The organism is Pseudohongiella nitratireducens (assembly GCF_001642735.1).
Lineage (GTDB): Bacteria > Pseudomonadota > Gammaproteobacteria > Pseudomonadales > Pseudohongiellaceae > Pseudohongiella > Pseudohongiella nitratireducens.
Genome location: NZ_LWHM01000021.1, coordinates 18,611 through 40,025, shown reverse-complemented (window position 1 = coordinate 40,025; position 21,415 = coordinate 18,611). Strand labels below are relative to the sequence as shown.

The 21,415-nt window shown below is 53.6% G+C and carries 20 protein-coding genes and 1 pseudogene; 11 read left to right on the top strand and 10 right to left on the bottom strand.

Annotation, left to right across the window (positions count from 1 at the left end; genetic code table 11):
• Positions 1 to 20 precede the first annotated feature (20 nt).
• The 5 genes from PSCS_RS07755 to PSCS_RS07735 are packed head-to-tail and all read right to left on the bottom strand — an operon-like array spanning position 21 to position 6,173.
• On the bottom strand, positions 21 to 323 hold the full coding sequence (locus tag PSCS_RS07755) for a hypothetical protein (RefSeq protein ID WP_068811466.1): 303 nt from the start codon (positions 321 to 323) through the stop codon (positions 21 to 23).
• Positions 320 to 2,446: a PEGA domain-containing protein gene (locus PSCS_RS07750; protein WP_068811464.1), complete on the bottom strand. Its 2,127-nt coding sequence runs from the start codon at positions 2,444 to 2,446 to the stop codon at positions 320 to 322. The genes PSCS_RS07755 and PSCS_RS07750 overlap by 4 nt, the downstream gene beginning before the upstream one ends.
• A gap of 8 nt (positions 2,447 to 2,454) precedes the next feature.
• The gene (locus PSCS_RS07745; RefSeq protein ID WP_068811462.1) at positions 2,455 to 3,951 is read right to left on the bottom strand and encodes a tetratricopeptide repeat protein; all 1,497 of its coding nucleotides are present in this window, start codon (positions 3,949 to 3,951) and stop codon (positions 2,455 to 2,457) included.
• Entirely contained in the window at positions 3,951 to 5,153 is a 1,203-nt protein-coding gene (locus tag PSCS_RS07740) for a hypothetical protein (RefSeq protein ID WP_068811460.1), read from the bottom strand. The genes PSCS_RS07745 and PSCS_RS07740 overlap by 1 nt, the downstream gene beginning before the upstream one ends.
• A 24-nt stretch (positions 5,154 to 5,177) precedes the next feature.
• Positions 5,178 to 6,173 (bottom strand): hypothetical protein, encoded by a 996-nt coding sequence (locus tag PSCS_RS07735; protein ID WP_068811458.1) that lies wholly within the window; start codon positions 6,171 to 6,173, stop codon positions 5,178 to 5,180.
• Between PSCS_RS07735 and PSCS_RS07730 the strand changes: the two genes are divergently transcribed.
• Complete coding sequence (locus tag PSCS_RS07730) at positions 6,172 to 6,540, top strand: hypothetical protein (RefSeq protein ID WP_068811456.1); 369 nt, start codon at positions 6,172 to 6,174, stop codon at positions 6,538 to 6,540. The genes PSCS_RS07735 and PSCS_RS07730 overlap by 2 nt on opposite strands.
• 185 nt (positions 6,541 to 6,725) lie before the next feature.
• On the opposite strand, the gene PSCS_RS07725 is transcribed toward PSCS_RS07730, so the two are convergent.
• On the bottom strand, positions 6,726 to 8,195 hold the full coding sequence (locus tag PSCS_RS07725; protein ID WP_068811454.1) for an energy transducer TonB: 1,470 nt from the start codon (positions 8,193 to 8,195) through the stop codon (positions 6,726 to 6,728).
• Positions 8,196 to 8,343: 148 nt separating this feature from the next.
• Between PSCS_RS07725 and mutM the strand changes: the two genes are divergently transcribed.
• Positions 8,344 to 9,159 (top strand): bifunctional DNA-formamidopyrimidine glycosylase/DNA-(apurinic or apyrimidinic site) lyase, encoded by an 816-nt coding sequence (gene mutM, locus PSCS_RS07720; RefSeq protein ID WP_068811452.1) that lies wholly within the window; start codon positions 8,344 to 8,346, stop codon positions 9,157 to 9,159.
• A gap of 109 nt (positions 9,160 to 9,268) precedes the next feature.
• Here mutM and coaD read toward each other — a convergent pair whose 3' ends face one another.
• The 3 genes from coaD to rsmD are packed head-to-tail and all read right to left on the bottom strand — an operon-like array spanning position 9,269 to position 11,540.
• A complete protein-coding gene (gene coaD, locus PSCS_RS07715) occupies positions 9,269 to 9,757 on the bottom strand; it encodes a pantetheine-phosphate adenylyltransferase (RefSeq protein ID WP_068811450.1) in 489 nt (162 codons plus the stop codon).
• A gap of 33 nt (positions 9,758 to 9,790) precedes the next feature.
• Positions 9,791 to 10,816, bottom strand: coding sequence for a YheT family hydrolase (locus tag PSCS_RS07710; RefSeq protein WP_068811448.1), 1,026 nt, complete (start codon positions 10,814 to 10,816; stop codon positions 9,791 to 9,793).
• A 46-nt stretch (positions 10,817 to 10,862) separates the two neighbouring features.
• On the bottom strand, positions 10,863 to 11,540 hold the full coding sequence (rsmD, locus tag PSCS_RS07705) for a 16S rRNA (guanine(966)-N(2))-methyltransferase RsmD (protein ID WP_068811446.1): 678 nt from the start codon (positions 11,538 to 11,540) through the stop codon (positions 10,863 to 10,865).
• A gap of 211 nt (positions 11,541 to 11,751) precedes the next feature.
• Between rsmD and ftsY the strand changes: the two are divergent.
• From ftsY to ftsX, 3 genes and pseudogenes are all read left to right on the top strand, one after another.
• Positions 11,752 to 12,819 (top strand): annotated as a pseudogene (gene ftsY, locus PSCS_RS07700) (signal recognition particle-docking protein FtsY); the annotation flags it as partial.
• Complete coding sequence (gene ftsE, locus PSCS_RS07695) at positions 12,806 to 13,498, top strand: cell division ATP-binding protein FtsE (RefSeq protein ID WP_068811443.1); 693 nt, start codon at positions 12,806 to 12,808, stop codon at positions 13,496 to 13,498. The pseudogene ftsY and the gene ftsE, both read left to right, overlap by 14 nt.
• The gene (gene ftsX, locus PSCS_RS07690) at positions 13,495 to 14,460 is read left to right on the top strand and encodes a permease-like cell division protein FtsX (RefSeq protein WP_082866572.1); all 966 of its coding nucleotides are present in this window, start codon (positions 13,495 to 13,497) and stop codon (positions 14,458 to 14,460) included. Before ftsE ends, ftsX begins: the two co-directional genes overlap by 4 nt.
• Here ftsX and PSCS_RS07685 read toward each other — a convergent pair.
• Complete coding sequence (locus tag PSCS_RS07685) at positions 14,447 to 16,558, bottom strand: M13 family metallopeptidase (protein WP_082866573.1); 2,112 nt, start codon at positions 16,556 to 16,558, stop codon at positions 14,447 to 14,449. The two genes, ftsX and PSCS_RS07685, sit on opposite strands and share 14 nt — an antisense overlap.
• An 84-nt stretch (positions 16,559 to 16,642) precedes the next feature.
• Here PSCS_RS07685 and rpoH point away from each other — a divergent pair, with 84 nt between their 5' ends.
• From rpoH to PSCS_RS07655, 6 genes are all read left to right on the top strand, one after another.
• Positions 16,643 to 17,518: an RNA polymerase sigma factor RpoH gene (rpoH, locus tag PSCS_RS07680; protein ID WP_068811440.1), complete on the top strand. Its 876-nt coding sequence runs from the start codon at positions 16,643 to 16,645 to the stop codon at positions 17,516 to 17,518.
• A gap of 208 nt (positions 17,519 to 17,726) precedes the next feature.
• Entirely contained in the window at positions 17,727 to 18,107 is a 381-nt protein-coding gene (locus PSCS_RS07675) for a DUF423 domain-containing protein (protein WP_068811689.1), read from the top strand.
• A 16-nt stretch (positions 18,108 to 18,123) separates the two neighbouring features.
• Positions 18,124 to 18,324, top strand: coding sequence for a sulfur carrier protein ThiS (gene thiS / locus PSCS_RS07670; protein ID WP_068811439.1), 201 nt, complete (start codon positions 18,124 to 18,126; stop codon positions 18,322 to 18,324).
• 86 nt (positions 18,325 to 18,410) lie between these two features.
• Positions 18,411 to 19,205: a thiazole synthase gene (locus PSCS_RS07665; RefSeq protein WP_068811437.1), complete on the top strand. Its 795-nt coding sequence runs from the start codon at positions 18,411 to 18,413 to the stop codon at positions 19,203 to 19,205.
• Positions 19,205 to 19,993: a tRNA (guanosine(46)-N7)-methyltransferase TrmB gene (trmB, locus tag PSCS_RS07660; RefSeq protein WP_082866574.1), complete on the top strand. Its 789-nt coding sequence runs from the start codon at positions 19,205 to 19,207 to the stop codon at positions 19,991 to 19,993. The genes PSCS_RS07665 and trmB overlap by 1 nt, the downstream gene beginning before the upstream one ends.
• A gap of 134 nt (positions 19,994 to 20,127) precedes the next feature.
• On the top strand, positions 20,128 to 21,351 hold the full coding sequence (locus PSCS_RS07655) for a TAXI family TRAP transporter solute-binding subunit (protein WP_157885657.1): 1,224 nt from the start codon (positions 20,128 to 20,130) through the stop codon (positions 21,349 to 21,351).
• The last annotated feature ends 64 nt before the right edge of the window (positions 21,352 to 21,415 follow it).

Here is a 21,415-nt window from a genome sequence, read left to right as displayed (position 1 = left end):
CAGGTTCCCTGTATTTCTGGTCAGACATCGACTGGAAATGACACGCCGAGGTCAAGTGATATTTGTTCGGACGGTACAAATCGTCCGGGTCTGTTACTGCCATCGCTTTCGATTGGCTGATTATCGATATCAGGCCTGTCTGCCTGTTCTTGTGCAGCGGCTTGATCATTGCCGGTATCTTCGGCAACTGTTTCCTGATCCTGATTTTCGTCTTCAGCAACAGTTTCATCGGTTGGCTGCGCCAACACATCACCGGAAAGCAAGGGTATCGGACTTGAAAAAAGCACACCCAGTAGCACAGCATAAAGCCTGTCTTTTCTCATGGCGCTTCCTCCAGGAACCTGGCTACCCGAAAACCTACATCATTGCGGGGCTCTTCACTGAAGTCACGGTAAGAAGCCCGTAGCTCTACTACCGAACCATGCCGCCAGGAAGAACCTTTAACCGTGTGATAGCGCCCGGCCTCCGGACCCATCGGATCTGTTTCTGCCGCTGTGTTAAGACCACTCACAGCGCCATAAATATCATGCACCCATTCAGACACGTTTCCTGCCATATCATAGAGACCGCGCGCATTGGGGGGAAATTGACCGGTATTGGATGTCACCGCATGACCATCGTTATAGCCACGGATAAACTGTGCCAGAAATGATTGCGTCGACTCATCGGCAAAATTGCCTTCATTATTGCTGGGTGGCCAGCTGTTACCCCAAGGAAACCTGTGGGTGACATCTGACTCGCCCTCAGTTCTCGCGGCCCACTCCCATTCAGCTTCTGTCGGCATACGATAACCTGTTGAGCCAGCATTAAAACCGGTGACATTGCCCTCTTCAACAATATAAAACGGGTCCAGGCCTGCCTGCTGGCTGAGCCAGTTACAATACAAAGCTGCATCGTCCCAGCTGATCTGGACCACCGGCTGACTGGCATTATCCAGCGTTTGCCCCTGCAGAACGCCAGAGGCATGTTCAGAACGAAACTGTTTAAATTGCGCATTGGTGACCAGGTTTTCTGACATGTAGAAATCCCGTGTTAATACCACATCCCGCAAGGCCTCATTAGCGCGCCGCCCCGGCTCTCGCCGCGAAGCTCCCATGGTGTATGCATACGGATAAAACAGTTGCAGTGTCTGTCCCCCTGGCGATGTGATTTCCGGCTCAATGGCTGCCAACCGGGCTGCTTCTTCGGTGACCAGCGTGGCGCGAATCTCCTGATCGATACCTGGACGAGCAACAAACTCCGACTCATAAGGCACGTAGCCGTCTCTCCGGATCTCAATACGCTGTGCCGCTGCCATCAATTCTATTTGTTGATTCTGCTGCTCGTCGACACGACCGCGATACTCACCGTCGACGTAAATTTCTGCATCCGCCGGTTGAGCGATCAACCGAACCGGGCTGGTTATCGCATCAAGTGCAACCGTCAGATCTGTCGATTCACCAGATGACGTAGTGATTTCGCGTTCAGCAACATCATAACCCGTCCGGAACAGACGAATGCGGTAATCCTCGCCAGGTGGCAGCGTCAGCTCCAACGGTGTCTGCCCCATAAAATCATCATTGACAGTGACATTGGCACCGGCTGGTTCGGAACGAATGAATACCAGACCATCGGCAGCTTCCAGTACCGGCACATCAATGCGCTGATCATTACCTGCTGTGAGTACCAGATCCTGCTGCCAGGCTTTGTACCCCGACTCTCGCACGGTCAGCACATAATTACCCTGCATTTGTGCAAATTGAAGTGGCACTTGCCCCACCACCTCTCCATCCAACAGGACATCAGCGCCATTCCTTGCACCAACTATCGATAGTTCTGCCCACGCTGGCTGTAATTCTACGCTGAGCTCTTGCTCCTCAAGTCTGCCAACAATCTCTATCTCCTGGCTCACATCCAGATAACGCTCGCTTTCTATCACCAGATTATGAGTGCCCGGCTCTACTGGAAACTGCTCCAGCGGCGCCTCACCCACATCCACGCCATCAATTTTGATGCGTGCCAGCATATCAACCGAGTTGCCCGGCATGGGTTCAGCATCAACAGTCAGATTCAAATAGCCTTCTTTAGGACTAAGCTGATATTCATGTGTCTGTGCAGTGGCTTCGGATACCCCCAGGGTTGCCTGCAAATCATCATAACCGTATTCACTGAACGATACCTGGTATTGCCCGGGCCGGATCAGGTAACGAGGCCCCACCTGAACGGCCAGCCCCCCATCAATTTCAATGTTTGCCGTAGCAGGTGTCACATCGATAAATACTGATCTGGCAGTCAACACAAACCAGGAAGTATAGAAGACGCTGGCTGCTGCCAGCAGAATAACAAAGTGATACCAGCGCGGACGCCAGCGTTTTTCTTTAATCCGGGCGGGTGGTGGAGAAAAGTCCACCGACTGAATTTCTTCGACACCGTCAGGACGGTTGTTCTGAGGTTGCGTATCCTGCATTGTGCTGATTACTCCGCAGACGCAATCTGGTCATGACAGCGTATGCTGACAGCGGCTGGTGCGTCATCCAGTCCAACGACAAATTCTTCCCTGACATCCCGGTAGCCACTGCGCGTGCCAACTGCCACATAACGACCCGGAGTCAGGCTTACTGTGGTTTGCTCAAAAGTGCCGAGCTCAGCGACCCGGTATAATGTTACCGATGTCATTCCATCCGAATTCAATGTTATGTTTTTGGGGATAACAACTTTTTCCAGCACAACAGCCAGTTCATCAACCTGAGATAACAGGCGATCTCCCGGGTGAACACCATCCTCTCTCAGGTCAGCCACTAACCCGGTGGCAACGCCGAGCAAATTTTGAGCTTCTTGATAAACAGCCTGGTCAGAAAGCCTTAGCGGGTCATCCAGATTGGCCTGCATGAGTTGGTCCAGCTGCAGGCGACGCTGGGAATAATCTTTGCCTTCCTGAGCAAATACCAGGTTGGCATCCAGATTCAATGCCTGCTGATAAGCTTCCACAGCTTCCTGCCAGCGCTCGTTCTCTTCATGGTCTTCAGCCTGCTCACGAAGCCGGGCAATTTCACTCATCTCCACCTGATCCCGAGCCTGCTGAATCGCTGCTTCGGCCTGGTCAGAACCTGGCTTGATCGCCAATGCATTTTCAAATGCCGATATCGCCGCATCGGTATCTCCCGCCTGCAGCGAAGTAAACCCTGCTGACATTGCTGTGGAGAAGTTGCGGTCAATAATTTGTTGCTCGATATCTGATGCCAGCGATTGCGCCTGGGGGTGCGCAGCATCTAGCCCCAAGGCCTTCTGGTAGCGGTCCCTGGCACTTTCCAGTTGGCCACTCTCGGCCAGAGCCTGCCCTTCAACCAATAATGCCAGCACATCTTCCAGAACCCTTGCCCTGTCCAGTGCATCGGCTGCAGCCTGACTGCTGGGCTGAATCCGGGAGGCTAATTCAAACGCCGCCGTAGCCGCTTCAGCGTCACCGTCCGTCATGGCTGTTTCACCACGCGCCATGGCCGACTGATATTCGTTATCACGGGCACTTTGCAGTGCAGCAAGGCCGTCGTCAGCCTGCTGGTAAAGCGTTTCAGCCTGTTCAAAAGCACCTTGGCGATAGAAAACGTCACCTTCTTCTGCCTGCGCCAGCGCATATTCAAAGGCATCTGGCGCCCATTCCTCCACAGCAAAAGCTTCCAGTTCAGACTGTCGTTCCAGCAGGCTGGCCAGGATATCCTGGGCTGCCCGACGCTGGCGTGCCTGCTGCGCTTCTTCAAAAGGAGAAACATTGCCGCCGGAATTTCTACCACTATTAGCGCTGCTTCCGGCAACAACTTCGGTTGCAGCTGGCTCTGGCCGCTTTACTAATGGCAGCTCGTAACGCTCCACAACCCCTGGCAACACGAATATCACAGCCAGTGCCAACAAAACCAGTGCAGCAAGAGACACCCATACCCACCGGGATACTGCCTGACTACCTTGTTTACCTGCCATTACAACCCGCCCGTTTCCGTACGATAGATTTCCATTAGAATGTCTTGCCATTGCTCGTACTGTTCTTCAACCGTGCCTGTGAGCATGATACTGCGATCTTCCAGTTCAATGACTTTGGGAGCAACCTCTGAGTTCATGGACTCACCAATCTCCTGCAGCGCGGCAATATGCATTTCAGCTTCGGCCGAGCGGTCAAAGCCACTGCGTACCAGATAAGCACCCGCACCGACACCAACAATACCTGCCGTTTGTGCAGCTGCGTTATTGGAACCTACCGCCGCAATACCACCAGCGATGGCTGCAGCACCTGTAATAAACCGCCTTCTTGCCGAACGCTCTGCGTCTTCCAGCGCCAGCGTTTCCTGAAAGCTGACTTCACGCCAGGCGTCATATGGACCCCGCATTTCGCGCACAAAGGTCGCGTAATAATCCTGGATCGTATCGACAAACAGGTAGTCCCTTTCACGAATTTCACGAATCCTGGCCATATTGGGATCATTTTCAGCAGGAAGTCGCGCCACCTGCCTTATACCATCCTCATCAGTTGTTAAGTAATCACCGTATATCTCTGGTGCAAACTCGGCCGCAAAACGCAACTCAGCAACTGTACGGATATTGCGGATACTCTCATCGGCAACATTCTCCTGTCGGTATTCCAGCAAATCATTGGCGATCTGGTTGTAAATCACCTGGAATGGATCATGAAGCTGGCGCTGCCGGGGTTCATAGTTGTACTGACTGATATGTTCTTCATACGTTTTGGTATACCAGTGACGTCCTGTTGCATCACTGACCGAAACCTCGATAATCATACCTTCGCCATTGGACAGCAGCAGTTTCCCTTCAACATTAATGTCCATGACACTACGGTCGCCAGGTATCACACGAACTACACCCCAGTTACCGGATCGCTGCAATGTGTCAGCCATCAGGTAGGGTGTGTACCGGGCCTCAGCACGACGTATATCGAAATTGGTCCGATCGAGCTCATCATCTTCGACTTCATCAATACCCGGATCAAAAACGTGGACACCCACATCCAGGATCAAAGCCTCGTCCATGGGGATACTGTCCTGGACAACAGGAACAAACTCCGTTGATTTCACTGACGTCGTCGAACATCCTGCCATTACCAGCAGCAGAAGGGTTGCCCTTAATCCTGTCAACGCTAGCCCAGTCAACGTTACCTTTGATACTGCCATTTATCGGCTCCTGTCTGTCTCTTACTACTCACTGATTCCAGTATAGCGACGATACTCATCCCACAAGGCTTCACGCAGCTCCGGATCCGGCTCGTTCATTGCCGCTTCGCGGATCTGCCGGGCAACAACATCATCGTTATTGCCGCTGGGGATGTCATCAGGTACCGGATAAGCACCTTCACCAGAGCCTTCACCGCCCTGCAAACCGCCTACGGAACCGCCAGAGCCACCAGCTTGTGGCTCAGGACCATCGCCCTGCCCTCTGCCAGTACCAGCAATTATCCCGCCTTCGCCCGGCAGTGTGACACCTGGCAACTGCCCATTATCACCTCCAGGTTGCCCCTGGCGTCCACCTGGCTGATTGGCTGGGTTGTCATAAAGCCCCGCCGGATCAGAGCCCACTGCATTACTTTCCCGCTGCGCCCTGGCTCGTTCATCCAGGATCATGCCATCAAAATCTTCATAACCGCGACCCAGTTGCCCATCAAGTACGGCAACCCGCTCACCTGCCGTCATGGTGCCGGTACCGCCTATACCACCTGCACTGCCTGTCCCTGCACCTATACCTCCCGTTCCGGGCATAGTACCGATACCAACATCCGTACCAGTACCCGAGCCAATACCTCCAACGTCAATGCCTCCAACACTGATACCTCCAGTACCAACACCGACACCGGCACCGGCACCAGTGTCTACGTTGACATTGACACCTGAACCAGACTGGTTACCTGTACCAGCCATGGCGCCAGAACCTGTCGATGTACCACCAGCATCAGTGCCTGTAGCGCCGGCAATGCCACCAGTGCTCATGCCACCCGAACTGCTTCCAGTCCCGCTCATCACTCCAGGCTGTGTTCCTTGTCCGCTTTGCGAACCACCTGGCATGGATGCCCCGGCACCGGTACTACCGGCGCCTGAGCCGGAGGCCGATTGACGCCCACGGGAAAAGTCCGGAATACCACTACTACCACTGACAGTCACACCGCCAGTGCCACTGGCACCACCGCTACTGGTTGACATGCCACCACTGCTGCCCGCTGACCCTGAACTGCCTGATCCCGGTAACCCACCTGATGCTACAGATCCTGACGACGCTCCTGATCCACTACTGGATGAAGGCATGCCTGACGACGAGGCCGTAGCTCCACTTGAGCCGCTGGAACCGCTTGAAGATGAAGGCATTCCCGAGGACGGCATACTGGGTGAAGGCAAACCGGAAGATGGTGAGCCTGAGGATGACGCCGACCCACTGGATGGCATGCCACCAGAGGATGAGGAACTGCTGGACGAGGAACTTGAAGACGAGCTACTGCTGGAGGAACTCGACGATGAAGAAGACGACGGCATACTCGGCATCTGCGGCATGGTCTGCGACTGTTGCTGCTGAGTCGTCTCGCATGCCGTCAGAATCAATGCCAGCGTGACGGCACTGCTCAGTGCTAACGGTCTGTGGAATCGACGATTCATTGACTGCTCCTGACGCGACACAGTCGCGTACTGCCTGTATAAATTCAAATACTGTTACTTATATCAGACCGCCTGAACACTGCATTATTGCGTTGTATCTGGCTGTCAATCCATTCCGAAACTGAAGCTCTTGGTCAACAGTTCGCTATCCTGCGCTTCCCCATCCACAATCCATGGACGAAATTTCCGACTTTGCACAAGACTCACCACCTGGCGTCTCAGATCCTGGTCATCTTCAGGCGCGACTTCAACAACTTCCACCTGTGTCGGCCTGCCAAAACGGTTAATTTCAAACTCCAGGGTTACCCTTCTTGCAGCCCTGCCGGAAGACAGAATGCTCAACACATCTTCGTTCAGAAAGGCCCGGGTATATCTGGGTACGGTCAACCCAGTCTCATTGTGCCCTTTGACAATATCATCAGAACGAAACAATGGCAGCATAAGAACATCCTGAAAACCCTCTTCGGGCGCGGCACCACTGTGCGCTGCCATCAGTTGCCATGACCGTTGATATAAATCCATGGCCTCATAACGACGCTCAAAGACAAGATTCCAGTCTGCGTGCTGCTTGATCGCTTCGCTGTAAAGCAGCAACGATTGCCTGTAATCAGGAGAGTCTTCGTCTGTAGCTTCAAACTGGGCCTTGCGCAGAGCAACAATCTCCTCCAACGCTGATTCACCCATCAGATAAGGGCTACGCTGACTGACATAATTCTCGTCGGTCATGTTAATAACCCAGGCATCCTCAACCACACGGGCATCCAGCTTGTCCGCATCCAGCCACATATCCAGATCACTATGTTGGATCAGCCAGGCGATGTAGGCCATCTGACGCAGGTAGCTGGCGCGAGGATAAGCTTCCGGCGTAGGGTGCCGGTCAATGATGCTGTCCGCCACGCGTAATAACTGGTAGGCATCAACCAGCCGCACCGAAGGGATCGCACCATGCCCGTCTGCATATGAGCTGAGTTGCCAGTGCGCATAATCAACCAGGGCCGGAATCATCTCAGCTTCATTGTCAGCCAACGCCTGGGTGTGGACATAGAATGCATACTGCATGCGTTCATCAGCAGCTTGCCAATCCTCCATGGCCAGATGGCTTCGCACCTGAAGCAACAATGCCGGTATTTGTTGAAGAGCGAACAGCCCATGATTAACACGATTAATGTGGACAGCACGTTCTAACTCAGTGATTGCTGCCGGATGATCATCCAATGACTGCAATGCAACACCGAGGGCCAACTGGGATTCAGCGATGCCTACATGCCAGGTATTGCCGTCTTCAGCGACTTGTGCCGCAATACCCTGGCGCAGTAAATTCACTTCCTGCAACAGATTTTCTACCTGTCTGGCAGCTTCCCGGGCAGCTTCTACAACACCCTCGGCAAGATCCCTCCCTTCCATCTCAGCAACATTATCAAGTTGCTGATCTGAGTCCGCTGCCTGCACCATTGACATAGCAAGGCAAGCAACGGATAAACAAAAAGCCTGCGCGCACTGCTTCAGACCTGCCAATACCAGGCCATCGCCGCCGAATGTTAACAGTCCATGCTGCTTTTGGTTCAGTTCATCCATACTGTCCGCCAGACCTCCTGCACTCTTATTTATATTACGCTTTTTCAGGGATCGTCTTTTAACTCTATAATGCACAGCGTATTTTGCAAGCCAGATTGCTTAACCCTTGTGACAACAGACACATACCGTCGCAAAAAACGGAGCGTTCATGCCAGAATTACCGGAAGTCGAAACCAGCCGCCGAGGTATCGACCCTCATGTGTGCAACCGCACCATCAACCAAGTCATTATCCGTGAACCGCGCCTACGCTGGCCTGTTGACCCGCAGATCAGCCGTATCTTGCCGGGCAGTAAAATCACCTCAACGGACCGGCGCGGCAAGTACCTGTTGATATATACGACACAAGGGTGCCTGATTGTTCACTTGGGCATGTCGGGTAGCGTCCGCATTGTCTCTGCCAGCGAGCCAGTTCGAAAACATGATCACATTGATATCGTGATGGACAATCATACGGCGCTTCGCTATCACGACCCGCGCCGTTTCGGCGCCATGCTGTGGACAACCGAGCCTGTCCTTGAACACGACCGATTACGCCACCTTGGCCCTGAACCGCTGGACGACAACTTCAACATCCCATACTTATACAGATGCAGTCGAGGGAAAAAGGTTCCAGTCAAAACATTTATCATGGACAGCCGCATTGTGGTTGGCGTGGGTAACATATATGCAAATGAAGCACTCTATATGGCAGGAATCTCTCCTAAACGGGAGGCTGGAAAGATTTCACGGCAGCGTTATGAGCGCCTGATAGCTGCCATCAAAGACGTCATCGCCAACGCCATCAATGTGGGTGGGACGACATTACGGGACTTTGTGGGAAGCGACGGAAAACCGGGATATTTCAAGCAGTCATTGCAGGTCTATGGTCGCGCAGGTCAACCCTGCCAGAAGTGTCAAACCCCATTAACCGAGATAAGGATAGCGCAGCGCAGCACGGTATACTGCCGTAACTGTCAACGTTAGGCACATGGGCTTAGGTATCTGGATTTAGGTACCTGGATTTAGGTATCTGGATTTAGGTACTTGAGTTTAGGTACATGAATTTCAGCACAGAAAGTGCCGAGACAGTCGCTCAGGATTTTTCCTTGCGGTGCAGCTCTTTCATGGCTTCATCAACCAGCGGATGAACAAATCGTGAAATATCGCCGCCAAATGAGGCAATTTCGCGTACTAATGTCGACGAAATGTAGGAAAGATGTTCTTCTGGGGCCATAAAAATAGTTTCGATTTTTGGATCCAGCGCCCGGTTCATACCCACCAGTTGAAACTCGTATTCAAAGTCAGCGACGGTGCGCAAGCCACGCAGGATGACCTTTGCCTCCCGCTCCCGGACAAAATCAATCAGCAGCGTATCAAAGGAGCAGACTTCCACATTATCCAGATGCCCCAGCACCTGACGGGCCAGCTCCACCCGTTTTTCCGTAGGCAACGTACCGCTTTTCTGGCGATTAACACCGATTGCAACAATGACCTTATCGAATAATTTGGCGGCTCTTTCTACCAAATCACTATGACCGTTGGTGATCGGGTTAAACGTCCCTGGATAGACGGCTGTTTTCATGTTGTTATTGCTCCCTGTCGAACCCTGCTAACCCTACACCAGCACGCCACCTTGCGCCAGTCTGATGAAGGCAATAAGTTGCTGTTCCAGCCAATCTTTTTGTCGCCGGTCAATAAAACCAACATGCCCGCCCGAAGGGCTTAGTTTGATATGTACATTAGCAGGCACTTCGTCTTTGGCGGGCAAAACACCTGGTGGGATAATCGGGTCATCGGCAGCGTGCAGAATCAGCAACGGCACCTTTACGCCAGCAATAAACTGACGGCTGCTACAACGCTGGTAATAATCCCTGGCACTGTCAAACCCGTGCATCGGTGCGGTGACCCAGTCATCAAACTCCCACAGGGTTCGTGCCTTGCGCCAGTTACCCAGTGCATCGAGTTGTGCAAGCCCCTCCGAATCGCCTTTTTCCTGGAAAAGATGATATTTTTCTTCAAGATCACGACACAATTGCTGCAAAAAGTAGCGACCATACCAAAAGGGAATCCCCTTATCCATGCTGGCACAGCACACATCAAGGCGCAGTGGATTGGATACACTGACACCGCACACCACCTGATTTGAAAACCGGGTTTCAGCCAGCCATTTCACCAGCACATTCGCCCCCAGCGAGTAACCGACCGCAATCACCCGCTCCACTGTATTTTCTCCATCAAGCAACTGGGCAACCACCTGCTCAACATCATCAGAACAACCAGAGTAATAGGACTTGGCCAGGCGATTCGGCTCGCCACTGCAACTGCGAAGGTTTAACGCGGCACTGTTCATCCCAATCTGAGCAAGGGACTGCTGCATATTGAGTATGTAAGGGCTTTCCGAGCTGCCTGCCAGACCATGCACAAGCAATACGAGCGTGTCTTTGGCGGGTGTATCAGGAAGATTATTCTGAGTGGTATCCGGTTTGAGCCAGTCCAGATCCAGAAAATCGCCATCCGCCAGTTCAACCCGGCGGCGCTGGCGCCGAAGCTGCGGTTTACTAATGAACTTTCGCCACAATGTCTGCCGGTGACCACCGGCCAGCACCCAGGGAGGTTGTAGCTCATCGTTGATCAATGCCATCTTGCTTCCGTTTGATTGTGCGTGATTGATACCTGCACTGTTTCACTCAGGCGCTATCGCTGGTACCAGTTGCCAGTCGCTGAAACAAGGCAAAGCGCACCGCACCGGCTTTTTTCTCTTTCAGCACCTGCCAGTTCGACAACGGCGCCAACTGGCTGACCAAAGGTATCGAGCTACCGGACTCAACATAAATCAGTGCTTTCTCTTTCAGCAGGCCGCCGGTTTCCAGCTGCTGACTGATTTCCAGCAGACAGTCGTCTGCAAAGGGAGGGTCCAGAAACACCAGTCCATATGGCGATGACTGGTCTGCATTGCGTTGCAGAAAATCCTGGGCGCTGACATTGTGAATCTGAGCCGATGGTTGGTGGTCACTTTGTCCCTCAAGTAACTGCCTCAAACCAGTTTGTAAGTACCTGCACACCTCTGAGGACCTATCTACAAATGTGACCGTACTAGCACCTCGAGACAGACACTCAAACCCGCAAGCACCACTACCAGCAAACAAATCCAGGCAATGTTCGGCCACCACATCTGCCTGCAACCAGTTAAACAAGGTCTCGCGCACCCGGTCAGCGGTGGGGCGCAAGCCCGGCAAATCTGGAAACGTAAGCCGTCGACCACGAAATTCGCCAGCAATGATTCGCACCTTGCGAGCACTTGCTGGTCTTGCCTGTGATGTGGTGCCGGCTGGACGCCTTGATTTGCCTTTTGTCGAACGAGCCATGTGTATCCGGTGTAAGAGTGGAACAGAATGCGGTGCATAATAGCAGCACCGCACAAGGTTGACGACGCACACCACAAAACACATCCAGCAAAGTACCCAGAGCAGCGATGACGGCACACATAGCAAATGCTAGACTACGCCATCGCCTGTTCCGCGCTCGAGAATGCAATATATGTTTGGTCTTGGAAAACTTGGCAAGAAGCCAAAATCACCTGAAGAAGAAGGCAAGCCTGAAGCTTCAGCTACCGATGTCCCGGCTGAAACCGCAGCCCCTGATACCAATTCGCCTGACACTGACTCATCACCAGCAGCCAAACCCAGCGGTTTTTTTGGTCGTCTGAAGCAGGGACTAAGCCGCACCCGCAATAATCTCGCTGAAGGCCTGAGCTCTCTGGTCATGGGCCGTAAGACCATTGATGCGGACCTGCTAGATGACATTGAAATGCAGCTTTTAACAGCTGATGTCGGCATAGAAGCGACAGATCAGGTTATTTCATCACTCACGGCCAAAATGAAGCGCAAGGAGCTCAATGATGCGGATGCGCTGATGACTCAGCTGCGTAGCGAACTGCGCTCCATACTTGACCCTTGCACTGCGCCACTGGCAATTAACAGCAACCACAAACCCTTTGTTATTCTGATTGTGGGCGTCAACGGTGTTGGCAAGACCACCACCATCGGCAAACTGGCAAAACGGTATCTGGGCGAGAACCGCAAAGTCATGCTGGCCGCGGGCGATACCTTCCGGGCAGCAGCCGTGGAACAACTGCAGGTCTGGGGTGATCGCAACAATGTGCCAGTCGTCGCTCAGGCAACAGGCTCAGACAGCGCTTCTGTAATTTATGATGCCTATCAGTCAGCCAAAGCACGTGGCATGGATGTCTTGATCGCCGATACCGCGGGCCGCCTGCACAACAAAGCCAACCTGATGCAGGAGCTGGAAAAAATAGTCCGTGTGCTGCGCAAACAGGATGAGTCCCTGCCTCACGAAGTGATGTTGGTGCTGGATGCCACCACAGGTCAGAATGCCCTGAGTCAGGCCAAAAGTTTCAATGACGCCGTTAACCTCAGCGGACTGACGCTGACCAAACTGGATGGCACGGCCAAAGGCGGCGTCGTGTTTGCCATTGCCAAAGCCATGCAGCTACCTATCCGTTTCATCGGTGTCGGCGAACAGGCAGAAGATCTCCGCCCCTTTGATGCCGACGACTTTGTCGCCGCTCTCTTTGGCTCACAGGGAGACACACCAGAGGCCGGCAAACAAGATGATTCGCTTTGATGAGGTCAGCCAACGCTACCCGGGTGGCCATGAAGCCCTGAAGCAAGTCAGCTTTGAGCTGGAACGTGGCGAAATGGCTTTCCTCACCGGCCGCTCTGGCGCAGGCAAGAGTACTTTGCTGAAGTGCATCATGCGAACTGAATCCCTGAGCCAGGGACAAATCCTGGTGAGTGGTCGCAACATCCAGCGGATTTCCGACAAACAAATCCCTTTCTATCGCCGCCGCATCGGCGTGGTCTTTCAGGATCACCAGTTGCTTTACGACCGCAGCGTGTATGAAAACGTTGCGCTGCCGCTGCGCATTGACGGTTATCGCGAAGCGGATGCCGCCCGACGTGTGCGCGCCGCACTCGACAAAGTCGGCCTGCTCAGCAAGGAAAAAATGAATCCCATTGCCCTGTCTGGCGGCGAGCAGCAACGCGTCGGTATTGCCCGAGCCGTAGTCAACCGACCACAGATCCTGCTGGCAGACGAACCGACCGGCAACCTGGACCCAGAACTGGCTGCGGATATCATGAAACTGTTCGAGCAGTTCAATCAGATCGGCGTCAGCATGCTGATCGCCAGTCACGATCTGGCGCTGATCACCCGACTGCGCCACCGTATGCTGACCCTGGATAATGGTCGCCTGATCAGGGATGAACAACACCCCAGTCGCCAGGGAGCTGGCTCATCATGAAAGCAAGTCGCACCCGCAAAAGTGCTCCTTCCCGAGCCGCCTCAGGCAAACTGCGAGTATCGCCTGGGGAATGGCTGCGACAGCACTGGCTGTGTGCCAAAGATGCTTTACAGCGTCTCTTCAGTCAGCCTGTTAATACTTTCATGACACTGATGGTTATTGGCGTCGCCCTGCTCTTGCCTGCTCTTCTGTACGTCCTCGGCAGCAATCTCGCACAATTCGGTAATCGTCTGACAGAAACAGGTCAGATCACTGCTTACTTTCACGATGCAACCAGTGACGCTGATCACCTGTCACTGGTCAACTCATTGCAGACAGACGACCGGATCAATGTCGTCAATTACATCTCAACGGAACAGGCAATGCGTGACTTTGCTGACTGGTCAGGCCTCGGTGATGTAATGAGCAACCTGGAAGAAAATCCCTTGCCAGCCAGTCTGGATATCCACCTGCCAGCCAGCGGACTGACAGATATCAATGCTCTGGCTGAAGAGCTGTCAGCAAACGAGCTGATTGATCTCGTTCAGGTAGACGAGCAGTGGTTAATCCGGCTGGAGCAGATACTTATGCTTGGCGATCGTATTGTGCTGGTGCTTGTCGCTGTGCTGGCCATGGCTGTGCTGTTTATAGTTGGCAACAGTATTCGCACGATCATCGCCAACCGCAGTGATGAAATTCAGGTCATGAACCTGATCGGCGCTACTCGACAATACATGGCCCGACCATTCCTCTGGCTGGGATTGTGCTATGGATTCCTCGGCGGTGTCATCGCCTGGATTCTGCTGGCACTGATGCTGCTTTTTATTCACGAGCCCGCCAGCGCTTTGTTAGGCTTCTACGGTAGTGAATACCAACTGATCGGCCTGGGCTGGCAAGCCAGCCTGAGCCTGCTGCTGGGTAGCGCATTGCTCGGCTGGCTGGGTGCCCGTATTTCGGTGTCTCGTCACCTCACCAAATCTTGACCCGCAGCGCTTCCGGACGGTGCATACCATCATCCACTTCCACGCCAAATGCTTCATAAAACTCAGGCATGTTGGAGAGTGTTCCACGCACCCGAAACATCGGTGGAGAGTGCGGCCCGGTGGTCAACTGGCGACGCATGGCATCATCACGGTACTTGGCACGCCAGATCTGCCCATAACCAAGGAAAAAACGCTGCGGCCCGGTGTAACCATCGATGACCGGAGCTTCTTGCCCATCAAGGCTGCGTTGCCAGGCCTGGTAAGACACTGTCAGCCCGCCCAGGTCTGCAATGTTTTCACCCAGCGACAATGCCCCCTGTATGTGCATCCCTTCAATCGGCTCATAGGCATCATATTGATCGATCATGAGCTGGGCGCGCTCGCGAAACTGCACCTCATCACCCGGTGCCCACCAGTCACGCAAATTACCATCACCGTCTGAACGCCGACCCTGGTCATCAAAGGCATGCGTGATTTCATGGCCGATCACGGCCCCGATAGCGCCATAGTTAATGGCATCATCTGCTTCCATGTTAAAGAAAGGGGGCTGCAGAATGCCCGCCGGGAACACGATTTCATTCATCGTAGGCGAGTAGTAAGCATTCACTGTCTGCGGCGTCATACCCCATTCATCACGATCCACTGGCTGACCCAGCCGATCAACATTGCGCTGAAATTCACAGGCAGCCGAACGCTTAACGGTCTCCAGCAGTTGCGCAGGGTCGGTCTGCAGGCACTCATAATCGCGCCAGACATCAGGATAGGCGATCTTGGTATTGAGCTTGGCCAGTTTTTCCTGGGCCTCAACCTTGGTCGATTCACTCATCCACTCCAGGTCATTGATGGCGACTTCAAAAGAGGCCAGCAAATTATCCACCAGGTCTTCCATCCTTGCTTTGGCTTCCGGGCGGAAATGACGGTCAACATAGACCTTGCCCACCGCAAAACCCATCAGGTTTTCAACCAGGTCACCGGCACGGCGCACGCGTGACCGAGGTGCTGGCTGACCACTCAGTTCGCGACCAAAGAAATCAAAGTGCGCCATCATGAACTCATCGCTCATATACTGGGCCGAGGTTCGCAGCAGGTGATAGCGTTGATAGTTTTGCCAATGTGATAACGGAATGTCCTGCCAGATCTCGCCCACCGCCTGCAGGTAATCCGGCTGCATCACAACCATGGCATCAATATCTGGCAGCCCTGAATTGGCAAGGTATTGATCCCAGTCAATACCTGCCGCCTGGCTGGCCAGCTCATCAGGTGTCATACGGTTATAGGTCGCCGTCCGATCCCGGTTTTGTACGCGAGTCCAGTGCTGCTCAGCCAGTTGGGTTTCCAGTGTCAGAATCTGCCCGGCAGCCAACTCTGGCTCTTCCAGCCCGGCCAGTTCGAACAATGTCGCAATGTGAGCCCGATAGCTCTCCCGAATCTCCGTGAAACGCGCCTCTTCGCCCAGATAATATTCCCTGTCAGGCATGCCCAGGCCGCTCTGGTAGAACAGCGTGATGTATTGATCGGATTGTTGCTGATCCTGGGTGATCGCAAAGCTAAAAGGCGCTGTTAAGCCGTTGGAGCGTGCAGCCGCCCAGTAAGCCAGCAGATCTGCATAACTGGCAATATCATCGATATCGGCCAACTCATCTGTCAGCGGCTCTGTACCCAGCGACTCAATTCGCTCCTCATCCATGTAGGCATTGAAGATATCAGCCATCTTGGCTGTTTCTTCGGTATCTTCGATTTCACCGGTTGCCAAATCTCGCAAAATTGCCAGAACACGTTGATCAGCCCTCTCATTAAGCTCATCAAAACTACCCCAACGTGAACGATCTTCTGGAATTTCAGTGCTATCGTCCCAGCCCCCGTTCACGAAACGATAAAAATCGTCCTGGGGACGCGCCGAACGATCCATGTTATCCGGATTGATACCAAGCCCTGCCTGGCCGCTCTCGCTAGTGTTAGCAGCGCTTATCGACACCGGTACGTCTGAATTGTTGCCGGGACTGGATGTTTGTGAGAGGTCCTGAGAACAGGCCAGCAGCGTTAATGTGATGGAGCCGACTGCCAGGCGCTTGAGGGGATGTAAAAAGATACTGGACATAGGGTGATCACTCATGTAATAAAACGTGCTAAAATAGTGTTTGGTAAAGATTCAACATCAGTTATTTAAGTGGAATCTAGTGATATGACCACAGAGAATATGATGGCAGGAAAGAGTTTACAACTGGCCAGCCCGGCTGTTCCGGGTCGTGACCTCACGGCTTATATAGCCTCTGTCAACAGCGTCCCCGTATTAACCGCGGAGGAAGAGCTGGATCTGGCGAAACAGTACTACTACGAAGACAACCTCGAGGCCGCCCGGCATCTGGTTATGGCACATCTGCGCTTCGTGGTCCACCTTGCCCGCAGTTATTCAGGCTACGGTCTGTCCCAGGCTGACCTGATTCAGGAAGGCAATGTTGGCCTGATGAAAGCCGTGAAGCGCTTCAACCCGGAAATGGGCGTGCGTCTGGTTTCGTTTGCCGTGCACTGGATCAAGGCAGAAATGCACGAGTTCATCCTGCGCAACTGGCGCATCGTCAAGATTGCCACCACCAAGGCACAGCGCAAGCTGTTCTTTAACCTGCGCAGCGCCAAGAAGTCCCTGGGCTGGCTGAACAACGACGAAACAGAAGCCGTCGCCAAGGACCTGGGAGTCGACCCCAACGTGGTTCGCCAAATGGAAGGCCGCATGGCTTCTTTTGACAAAGCCTTTGATGTCGACCCTGAGGCTAACGACGACGAGTCATTCCAGGCACCCGCTTATTATCTGGAAGACAGCAACTCTGATGTCGCCCGTGAAGTGGAAGAGTCGCAATGGGAAGAGGCGCAGAACAACAAACTGCATCTGGCCATGAGTGAACTCGACGAGCGCAGTCGTGACATTATCAGCAGCCGCTGGCTATCAGAACCGAAAGCCACATTGCATGAACTGGCCGCCAAATATGGCGTTTCCGCTGAGCGCATCCGCCAGTTGGAGCAAAACGCCATGAAAAAAGTCAAAGGCGTCATGTTGGCCTGAGCCGTTTTCTGACCGGGGCCAATCCGGACAGCTTCATACCGGCTTGATGTACCTGGCGTGTTTCCAGGAAACGCTGATTGATCCATCAAAGCCGCTGCTTACCCAGCGGCTTTTTTATCGCCTCCATCCCTGGGGGCCACCCGTTTGGCGATTGCCAGTGCAACGTAAAAAATTGCGCCCGGCAATTTTTAATACTCAGGAGAACACCATGCCATCCGTCTTTATTGCCATCGCTGCCATCAATGGCCTGCTCGGCGTCATTCTCGGTGCGTTTGGCGCACACGGACTGCGAGACCGAATGCCTGCCGATCTGATGGCAATCTATCAAACCGGTGTGCAATATCAGATGTACCACGCCCTGGCTTTGTTTGGCGTTGGCATTCTGTGTCTGCACTATGGCGATTCAGCCCTGCTGCGGGCCAGTGGCTGGGCCTTTCTGGCCGGTATCATCATTTTCTCTGGCAGTCTTTATATCCTGAGCCTGACCGGTGTACGCTGGCTGGGCGCCATCACCCCAATCGGTGGCCTGGGTTTTATCATTGGCTGGGGGCTGCTGGTCGCAGCCATGCTGATGACACGCAACGCATAGACACAGTGGTAGCAACATGAAAGTGACGATTAATGGCGATGAACGCGAATTACCAGACGGCAGCACACTCGTCGCATTACTGGAATTACTGGATATGACACGCGGCCGTGTTGCCGTTGAAATCAACCAGGAAATCATCCCTCGAAGCCAACATAAGCAACATTTACTGCATGATGGCGACAAAATCGAGATCGTTCACGCCATCGGTGGCGGTTGAACTGTTGACGAGATTCTTAAGGTGGCACTGATTTGTGATATGAGTGCCGCAGCAATACATTTTTTAATGCATTCGCAGGACAAGGCATGACTACGCAAAAGCAAGATACACCCCTGGTACTCGCGGGAAAAACCTATCAGTCAAGACTGATCGTTGGCAGCGGCAAATACACAGACTTTGATCAGAACCTGCAGGCACTTGAAGCCAGCGGCGCTGAAATGATTACGGTCGCGATTCGTCGCGTCAACCTGGGACAGAACAAAGGTGAGCCCAACCTGCTGGATGTGATTTCTCCAGAAAAGTACACCATTTTACCTAACACGGCCGGTTGCTATAACGCGGCCGATGCCGTGCGCACCTGTCGCATGGCAAGGGAACTGCTGGATGGCCATTCGCTGGTCAAACTGGAAGTCCTGGGTGACCAGAAGACGCTGTACCCTAATGTGACGGAAACACTGGTCGCGGCACAAGAGCTGGTCGCTGATGGCTTTGACGTCATGGTTTACACCAGCGACGACCCGCTGATTGCCAAACGCCTGGAAGAGATTGGCTGTATCGCCGTCATGCCGCTCGGCGCCCCCATCGGCTCCGGACTGGGGATCCGCAACCCTTACAACATTCGCATGATCCTGGAGAACGCCCAGGTACCTATTATTGTTGATGCGGGTGTCGGTACTGCATCTGACGCGACGGTTGCCATGGAGCTGGGTTGCGATGGTGTACTGATGAACACCGCTATTGCTGAAGCGGGTGACCCCATCCGTATGGCTAATGCCATGCGCCTGGCGGTAGAAAGTGGGCGCGAAGCCTGGCTGGCTGGCCGTATGCCTCGCAAGCTGTATGCAAGTGCATCCTCACCGATTGATGGAACATTCTTTTAATGACTGACGCCAAGCAAAGTGAGCACCCACAAACCAATCAGCCTGGAAATACTGACGATGTGGTTGCCAATGACGCGAATACAACTGAGCAACCTGAGGGCAAGAAGCATCATCGCCCCTTACGCAGTTATGTCATCCGCGCCAGCCGCCTGACCGCCGCCCAGAAAGAAGCCCTGGCAAACTATTGGTCGAAGTATGTTATCGAAGACACCAGCAGCCCGCTGGACGTTCAGTCGACCTTTGGACGTGAGGCACCGCTGGTGGTGGAGATCGGGTTTGGCATGGGCGACTCCCTGGCCATGATGGCCAAAGCTAATCCTCACCTGAACTATATCGGCATCGAAGTACATAAGCCGGGTGTGGGCAAATTGCTGCACGCCATTGAGGCAGAACAAATCAGCAATCTGCGCATTTACTGCCACGATGCCGTAGAAATTCTGCAAAACTGCATTGCCGATCACAGCCTGGCAGGCGTGCAGATCTTCTTCCCTGATCCCTGGCACAAGAAAAAACACCATAAGCGGCGCCTGGTACAGCCCGCTTTCATTGAGAAGCTAAAGAGCAAACTGGCGCCTGGCGGTTTTATTCATTTGGCGACCGACTGGCAACACTATGCCGAACAAATGATGGAAGTCATGGAAAGTGCTCAAGGGTTTCATAACACGGCTGGCCAAAACCAGTATGCCCAGGATACCGGACGCCCCGAAACCAAGTTCGAACGTCGCGGCCAGCGGCTCGGCCATGGTGTCTGGGACCTCCTCTTCTCGGTTGAACCGCCCAAGAGTTAATCCTGTCTCAGCCATCTGGTACTCTCACAGATGGCTGCGCTATTCTGCCTGAATGTTGTATTGTTGTCTGATGCAGACAGCCATCGCGATTATGGAACTCGCGAGATCCTTACACCTGCAGGAGAATGGACCCTATGGCCAGCTTGCTACACCCTCGTCGACGCTTTTTATACCGTCGCCCTCTGTTGTCCGCACTTACACTGCTATCGCTGTCCTTGCTGACCGCCTGCGGCGTTGAAGAATTACCCGAAAACCCACCTGCCGGGCAATTGAACATGCCCCGTACCATCGCCTGGTCAGCCTATCCAACCGGCACTGGCGGCTATAGCCAGGCTGTCGCCATCGGCAATATCCTGCAACGTCAATATGGGGTCAACCTGCGAGTCGTACCTGGCCGGAATGACGTCTCTCGCCTGGCCACACTTCAAGCCGGGCGGGTCAATATGTCCGCTGGGGGATCGGAAGCGGTCTACGCACAGGAAGGCATTCTCAATTTCGCCTCTCATATCTGGGGGCCACAGCCAATCCGAGTTCTACTCTCAAACTATTCAACCAGTTGCTCCTTTAGTTTCGCGACTGCTGAAGACGCCGACATTGAGTCCGTGGCGGACATCGCCGGTAAACGTCTGACCTTCGTACAAGGCGCACCATCACTCAATAATGCCAGTACAGCACTGCTGTCTTACGCCGGATTAACCTGGGACGATGTTGAGCGCGTGGAAGTTGGTGGTTACAACGCTTCTATCGATGCTGTCATCAATAACCGTGCCGATGTTGCCGGTGGTGCCTGCAACTCTCCCCCGTTTCTGCGACTGGAAACCTCACCTCGCGGCCTGTTCTGGGTGCCATTCCCGCATGACAACCCGGAAGGCATTGCCCGTGTTCGTCAGCGCTTACCCTGGTATGTTCCCCATGTCGCCACACAAGGCCCGACTATCGACCCGGAAGAAGGTGTTGAAGTATTCACTTCGGCTTATCCCTTGCTGGTGTCCATGGCTGACCTGGATGAGGACATGGTTTATGGCATCACCAAAGTCATTTCCGTGCACTATGATGAATACAAAAACTCAGCACCGGGTGCCAACGGCTGGCGAATCGATGGACAGCAGCTGGAAAATGCCTTCATCCCGTATCACGAAGGTGCCATCCGCTACTTTAAGGAAGTTGGCATCTGGACACCCGAGGCTGAGGAGCGACAGCAGCAGAATCTTTACCGCCAGGAAGTCCTTAAAGAGGCCTGGGATACTTTCTTGCCAACCGCACCAGAAGACCGTGAGGCCTTTGCTGAAGCCTGGCTTGAAGTTCGGGCAAATCACCTGGCAGAAAATGGACTGATTACGTTGTCTGACTCGCAATAACAAAAATACAGTCGACAAGGGGAGCTGGCGCCAACGGCAACAGCTGACATGAGGAACTGGGCTT

Bases quoted from the DNA above. Each gene is read 5' to 3' on its own strand.
- PSCS_RS07730 (WP_068811456.1), top strand. From the start codon at position 6,172: ATGCCACCACTGCTGCCCGCTGACCCTGAACTGCCTGATCCCGGTAAC.
- ftsX (WP_082866572.1), top strand. From the start codon at position 13,495: ATGAAAGCAAGTCGCACCCGCAAAAGTGCTCCTTCCCGAGCCGCCTCA.
- coaD (WP_068811450.1), bottom strand. From the start codon at position 9,757: ATGAAAACAGCCGTCTATCCAGGGACGTTTAACCCGATCACCAACGGT.
- PSCS_RS07665 (WP_068811437.1), top strand. From the start codon at position 18,411: ATGACTACGCAAAAGCAAGATACACCCCTGGTACTCGCGGGAAAAACC.
- thiS (WP_068811439.1), top strand. From the start codon at position 18,124: ATGAAAGTGACGATTAATGGCGATGAACGCGAATTACCAGACGGCAGC.
- ftsE (WP_068811443.1), top strand. From the start codon at position 12,806: ATGATTCGCTTTGATGAGGTCAGCCAACGCTACCCGGGTGGCCATGAA.
- PSCS_RS07725 (WP_068811454.1), bottom strand. From the start codon at position 8,195: ATGGATGAACTGAACCAAAAGCAGCATGGACTGTTAACATTCGGCGGC.
- PSCS_RS07750 (WP_068811464.1), bottom strand. From the start codon at position 2,446: ATGCAGGATACGCAACCTCAGAACAACCGTCCTGACGGTGTCGAAGAA.
- PSCS_RS07745 (WP_068811462.1), bottom strand. From the start codon at position 3,951: ATGGCAGGTAAACAAGGTAGTCAGGCAGTATCCCGGTGGGTATGGGTG.
- PSCS_RS07710 (WP_068811448.1), bottom strand. From the start codon at position 10,816: ATGGCATTGATCAACGATGAGCTACAACCTCCCTGGGTGCTGGCCGGT.
- trmB (WP_082866574.1), top strand. From the start codon at position 19,205: ATGACTGACGCCAAGCAAAGTGAGCACCCACAAACCAATCAGCCTGGA.
- rsmD (WP_068811446.1), bottom strand. From the start codon at position 11,540: ATGGCTCGTTCGACAAAAGGCAAATCAAGGCGTCCAGCCGGCACCACA.
- PSCS_RS07740 (WP_068811460.1), bottom strand. From the start codon at position 5,153: ATGGCAGTATCAAAGGTAACGTTGACTGGGCTAGCGTTGACAGGATTA.
- PSCS_RS07675 (WP_068811689.1), top strand. From the start codon at position 17,727: ATGCCATCCGTCTTTATTGCCATCGCTGCCATCAATGGCCTGCTCGGC.
- PSCS_RS07735 (WP_068811458.1), bottom strand. From the start codon at position 6,173: ATGTCAACCAGTAGCGGTGGTGCCAGTGGCACTGGCGGTGTGACTGTC.
- rpoH (WP_068811440.1), top strand. From the start codon at position 16,643: ATGACCACAGAGAATATGATGGCAGGAAAGAGTTTACAACTGGCCAGC.
- PSCS_RS07685 (WP_082866573.1), bottom strand. From the start codon at position 16,558: ATGTCCAGTATCTTTTTACATCCCCTCAAGCGCCTGGCAGTCGGCTCC.
- mutM (WP_068811452.1), top strand. From the start codon at position 8,344: ATGCCAGAATTACCGGAAGTCGAAACCAGCCGCCGAGGTATCGACCCT.
- PSCS_RS07655 (WP_157885657.1), top strand. From the start codon at position 20,128: ATGGCCAGCTTGCTACACCCTCGTCGACGCTTTTTATACCGTCGCCCT.
- PSCS_RS07755 (WP_068811466.1), bottom strand. From the start codon at position 323: ATGAGAAAAGACAGGCTTTATGCTGTGCTACTGGGTGTGCTTTTTTCA.